Consider the following 6155-nt stretch of genomic DNA (forward strand, 5'->3'; position numbering starts at 1 on the left):
GATCCTAGGCCTCAGAGGCACTCGGTGAGTCATGCCGAGGGCAATCCACTTGTTGGTCAGTAGGTTGGCTGATGGAGTTGATGGTTTTATAAGGGCCTTACAGAGCGTCGCAGGGGTATCAGTCGGTAGGGGGCGAGTGCCACCCCAGCCCTAGGGGGTATCGTATATAGGCCTGACCTGAGATTGGGGTTTGTTAATCGTCAAGTTGACAGTTCTGATTATACAGGGGGATGGGGCTGGCGGTGCATCCACGAGGTTGGGGCAATCTATTAGTATTCCTCTTCCTCGTAGAAGAAAAAACAATGTAGAGAATGTAGTAAATGTAGCCCAATCCGAAAAGTCCCTACAGAAATTCCAGTAGATAGTTTTCAGAAAGGGCTACACAGCCTACATCGGCTACATCAGTAGGCTAGGCAGGGTTGGATGCCATGCCACTGAAGGCCACTGGATGATCGCTGCTGATATACGCCGTTCAGCTTTTCCAATGCTCGTTTGAAGGCTGTTTGTGATTGTGGCTTTCGGCCAGCGCTACAACACCAATCACGATAGGCTTGGTAGAACTTAGAGGCTGCACAGATATGATTACTGTCCTGTTCGCACTCATCTGTTACAAACTGACTGATGCTATCCATCGCTGATTTATATTCAGCGACTTGGTCTTCAACGACCTGTGGTGTTTGCAGTTCAGCCGCCTGCCAAGCAAAACAACCTTCAATCGCCCAATTCAAAATTCCAGGTAGTTCTTGGATGAGTTTATCGCCAAGAGTTTTGTCCTGCTCGTCAGCGCTGAACGTCCGATTGAATGGAATTGCTTTGATGCGACGCCAAATCCCATGATCAGTATTGTTGATCTGTGGCAGACTATTCGTGGCCAGCCATAGCTTTCCGATGATATTAAACTGAATGTGGGTCCCATATAGGGGGCGCCCCTTCAGCCTATCACCACCTGTCATCTGCTTGATCTTGGCCTCTGCCAAAGACTGACCTTCTTCGGTATCGCTTACAGTGATCAACCTTGCGCCAATCAAATCAACCAAATCATCACCAATGGAATTTCCACCATTTGCGATTAACGTCTGCGAAGCTGCTGTTGATCCATATAGCCCCAATAGTTTGTTGATCACGTTAATGAACGTTGACTTACCATTGGCCCCATCCCCAATCATAATGAAAAGACATTGTTCGGACGTGGACCCAGTTAAACTGTAACCAATGGCCCGCTGCACGAAGCCAATGAGTTCATGATCACATTCAAAGATGTCGTCTAAGAACTTCATGAAATTTGGACAATCCGCAGCTTGATCGAAGTTTATTGAAAGTGCCTTACTGACAAGTTTAGAGGGATTTGGCGCAACAGCTTCACCGCTCATGAGATCTATCCACATATCTGATGCTGCAAGCAGAAAAGGATCAGTATCAAACTCTGAGGCAGAAACGGACCGATCGGTTGTTGCAAATTTGGCGATGTTTTCAAGCCTATTGATACTTTCAAACTGCGAAAGATTAGATAGATCAGAATATTTCCCAATATCTACAAGTGCAGCTTTTGCTTCTGTGACAAACTGGTATGCCAAACGAGTTATCATGGAGCGTTGATCTGCCTCCCAATAGCTTCCATTCCAAATCATCCATTGCTTCTTCTCGAAGACATAGACTGCTTTGCCATCTAGCCATTCAGCAAACGCAGTTCCCATCTTGGCTTCGGTCACATTGGCTTTGTCAGAAAACTGACCATAATTCACAACACCATCTGTTTTGCGCTGAGTCGTGACTAAGTCTGTACCCTGAATAATCTTACCTGAATGAGCCACAAAACGATCAGCAATACGTTTGGCGGTAGCTTCTCCTAGACAGTCCGATAGACCTGAGAAACCGATCACAGTCTCAAGTGGTCGAGCGAAAGTGCTTCTAACGGCATTCAAGCGGTCTTCCACTTCAGGGTCATTTGCAATTTGGCAAATTCTTTGCATGATCTGCATGATTAAATTGGGTTCCAAACCGTGTTTCCTAGCAAAGCCGCTAAACGACAAAGCCAATTCATGCCTACATTCTTCCTGCCAATTCTGCGCCAGTTCAGAGCAAGCAGCGAGTAGGTTCACGGCCAGCAGCAATTCTTCGTAAGCAATAGAATTTGCTTCTTTGCTGAAAGACGTAAACTTCAAGCGAATACCATTTGGATGGACCGAAGGTGGTATCATCGTTTGTGAGCCATCCCCACGCAATTCCACTAAGGTAGATTTATCAGCCGAGGTGAATGCCGTACGGGGTCCTGTCGTAATGGCCTTGTAGAGATAATGACCACTATCAGCCGTACCTCTATCAAAGGTAGCTAAGGGTAATGGCAGGATGATATTAGCCAAGGTCTTGGCTTCTCGGCAGTCTAGGTCCACATCAAGTAGTCCTGATGTGTTTCCTAGAATTATACCGATATTCTTACCGCTGGACAAAGCTGAAGCAGCTGGTTGGCCTTGGTTTGGCCAATCATTCGTTACTGGGCGTTTAGAGTTTGAGTGAAGTTCAAGAAAAGCGTCTTGATCGCAAAGTTTGTTTAAATGTGATAGATTTTCCATTGTGGGAATGTCTTTCAATCTAACGGCACAGGGGTACCGCCCGACCACGACGGGTCGATGATGAAAGCACATCAAGGCTTAAGCCATGCAGGTGGCCCACATTGGGGGCTGCTAGATGGCACGTGCGTATTTAGGTGAATGAAAAGCGAGTGGCCTGTACGCTTAGAATCAGGGGTCGCCGTTCCTGAACTATACGTTAGGTCATCGAATAAGTAAAGATATTTTTTGGACGTTATTGTTTTTAATCAATAACTTGCCTCTTCTTCACGCACTCCATGCATAACTATTTTACTGCTGTCCTAGTTGATCAGTATTACTGCAAATGAAGCGGCGATAGTGAGTGAAGTATGCCTTGAAAAGTAAGGTCACTGAGAAGCGCACGATTGAAGCAATGGCAGCTGGGATCAAGGGCAAGGGGAACAGTGTAGCCTCTCGATTTGATCCAATGGACCGCCATACTTGCAGAGCTTTGCTCTGACCTTGCCAAGCCCGTTGCGTGTTTAGATTTCATCTTCGAGCTTGGCTAATCATACAAATTTTAAGAAATTACTGAGAAATCGTAGACGTTTTCTCGTCTCTTCAATGATGAGCCATGCAAGGTCCCTACCACCCAACCAGCAGGCGGATGACTCTGTCTGTCCACCTAAAGGGTGCAGTAACTTAACCCATTTACTGCAAGAGGCCTTCTAGCCTTTGAAGAGCGCTTTCGTCAGGAAACTGCCCAGGATCTTCTTTTGGAGCACCCAGGCATTGTTTCAGCCTCAACGAACGGCCGATAGCAATAAGTTCGCCTTTGTGCCGGGCTATGGCGGTATTGTTACTGCCAGTTACAGCAGTTGGGGGCACGCCAATTAAAAGAACAGATGCTATATCCCCAGCAACATACATTCTTTGCAGTCTCTGGCTCTGATCAAGCTCACTCTTAACTCTACGTTGTTCTCTGCCTAACCCTTCACAATCAAGGTGACTGTATTCCGAGCTATCAACGGATGACCCTGTGATCAGCGATGGCGGTTGAGAGCATGCCGCAACCATAGATAAGAACGATAGGAGTGCTGCTCGGTTTATTTTACCCAATTTAATACTCTTTTCATTGTGGCGGGCATCTGCACAAGCACACATGGCCACCCTAATTGTCACACGTGTAACTGGGTACAGCTGTTGTCACAACAAGTACCTGAGCAGCGTGCTTAGGTCTTGCAACAGATTGTTGACGTTGCGTTAGACGGGACGAAAGGCTTGCCACATGACACAGTTTTGTAACAAGCTAATAAAAACAATTACCCGGGGGCGTTATGACACGCATACTTACTCTCACAGCGCTTTGCGCACTAGCAGCATCACCGACACTTGCCGGTGGCTGGGAAACAGGCAAGCTAGATACAGGCTTTCTTTATGAAAATGGAAATTATGCCGAGTTGTCATATGGCAGCCTGAACTACGCAATCAATGCGACCACGCAGACTACCACTAGTCATAAAATGGCAAAGAACCAGACCCGTCAGTCTTTGTCTGGTAAGTTCACGATTGGAAATATCGATGTTGGCATAACCTCATTTGACTCTGGTGCGATTCAAATGGACGGGCAATCTGTGCCCGGAATTGACCGTGTTGCTTGTGCAGCTGCTGCTGCGGCGGTCGGAGTGGCGCAAGCAGCGGAGTCAACTCCGGCTTCCGGCGACTTAGCCTCTATGCGATCTAATTGCTCAATCGCCGCAAGTGCTGACGTGATGGTGAATACAAAGTCTATCCTCGCTAGATACGAAGTAAACGACAGCTTTTCCGTCATTGGTGGCTTGCGTAAAGTGTACGTGGATAGCTCAACGGTACAAACCCTAAAGACCAACTATGCATTAAATAAAGTCAGCAAAAGTGGTTTGGTTTATGGGGCGGCTTACGAGATCTCTGACATAGGCTTAAAACTTGAAGTTATGCATTCAGAGGCAATCGAAATGGGGTTGACCGGTACTGCTAGCAACTGGCTACACGCAACCCAGACTTCACTAAGCTTTGCTGACGACAGTAAAATGGCGGTGCCTAAAGCTACTACGGTTAAATTTCAAACAGGGATTGCTGAAGATACGCTACTAATGGCGTCAGCCCACCGGGTAAATTGGGCTGCTGCTCAAATCGATGTTAATATTGCCGCAGCCGGTTCATTGGATGTCGAGAGCGAATTCGTCGACACGACAGCATACAGCATTGGCTTGGGCCGGAAATTTGCCGAAAACACTTCTGGGAGCCTGAGCTACTCTTGGGAAAACGGAGGAGGCGCAACTTCAGAAAGTGGCTTCACAATGTCGAACGGATCTAAAACATTGTCGTTAGGCTTAAAACACCAAACTAATAACCTCACCCTCACTGGTGGGGTAAGCTATACAAAGGTTGGCGACGTGAATGTTGCGAAAGGTGTTACTTCAGCAAATTATGCCAATAATTCGGTTACTGCCTTTGGGTTAAAAGCTAGCTTCGACTTCTGATCTATTTTATGTCAGTTTTGCGGCACACCAATACTCATGGCTGGTGTGCCGCTTATTTCTTGTAGATACTGATCGTAGCGGAAATAGTACCTTCGGGAGGGCCACATTCCTGAAACTGCTTTACGTCCTGGTGCAGGAAGGAAAGCCAAGTGCCTCGAATTTTCTAGATTGTAAATAATTTTAAGTATTAATAGGCTCGCCTTAATCGGTTGGGCGATGCATGCATGCCGCATGAGAAGTTTAATGTTTCTCTGGTGCTTTACGAAATTGAGCTTAAGCTATTAACATAAATCAGCGTAATTATTAAGACTTTCGCTCTTAATCTGACGCTTCAAGCTCCGATTATTGTAAACTGTAATGGTTTTCATTAGAATTTTTCTGCACAGCCATGTCATTCCAGACTGACGTAATGATGAGCGTCTATATTACGTCATATGTAAAATAACTTCTTTAAGGATAGTTTGTTTTGGAATTCAGTAGATACCACTAAAAAAGAGCGGTTCTGTCAGATTGACTTGGCAGGCGGCTGAACTGCAAACACCACAGGTCGTTGAAGACCAAGTCGCTGAATATAAATCAGCGATGGATAGCATCAGTCAGTTTGTAACAGATGAGTGCGAACAGGACAGTAATCATATCTGTGCAGCCTCTAAGTTCTACCAAGCCTATCGTGATTGGTGTTGTAGCGCTGGCCGAAAGCCACAATCACAAACAGCCTTCAAACGAGCATTGGAAAAGCTGAACGGCGTATATCAGCAGCGATCATCCAGTGGCCTTCAGTGGCATGGCATCCAACCCTGCCTAGCCTACTGATGTAGCCGATGTAGGCTGTGTAGCCCTTTCTGAAAACTATCTACTGGAATTTCTGTAGGGACTTTTCGGATTGGGCTACATTTACTACATTCTCTACATTGTTTTTTCTTCTACGAGGAAGAGGAATACTAATAGATTGCCCCAACCTCGTGGATGCACCGCCAGCCCCATCCCCCTGTATAATCAGAACTGTCAACTTGACGATTAACAAACCCCAATCTCAGGTCAGGCCTATATACGATACCCCCTAGGGCTGGGGTGGCACTCGCCCCCTACCGACTGATACCCCTGC

3 protein-coding genes are annotated in these 6155 nt (G+C 46.4%); 2 read left to right on the forward strand and 1 reads right to left on the reverse strand.

The genetic code is table 11. The annotated features are described in order from the left end of the window. Nucleotides 1–401: 401 nt before the first annotated feature. A complete protein-coding gene (locus NIG5292_RS14025) occupies nt 402–2588 on the reverse strand; it encodes a phage/plasmid primase, P4 family (RefSeq protein WP_158441669.1) in 2187 nt (728 codons plus the stop codon). 1277 nt (nt 2589–3865) lie between these two features. On the opposite strand from NIG5292_RS14025, the gene NIG5292_RS14035 reads away from it, so the two are divergent. Beyond that, on the forward strand, nt 3866–5050 hold the full coding sequence (locus NIG5292_RS14035; RefSeq protein ID WP_048600166.1) for a hypothetical protein: 1185 nt from the start codon (nt 3866–3868) through the stop codon (nt 5048–5050). Between the two features lie 582 nt (nt 5051–5632). Continuing rightward, complete coding sequence (locus NIG5292_RS15370; protein WP_370726558.1) at nt 5633–5863, forward strand: primase-like DNA-binding domain-containing protein; 231 nt, start codon at nt 5633–5635, stop codon at nt 5861–5863. Nucleotides 5864–6155 lie beyond the last annotated feature (292 nt).

This window comes from Nereida ignava (genome assembly GCF_001049735.1).
In the GTDB taxonomy this organism is placed as follows: Bacteria; Pseudomonadota; Alphaproteobacteria; order Rhodobacterales; family Rhodobacteraceae; genus Nereida; species Nereida ignava.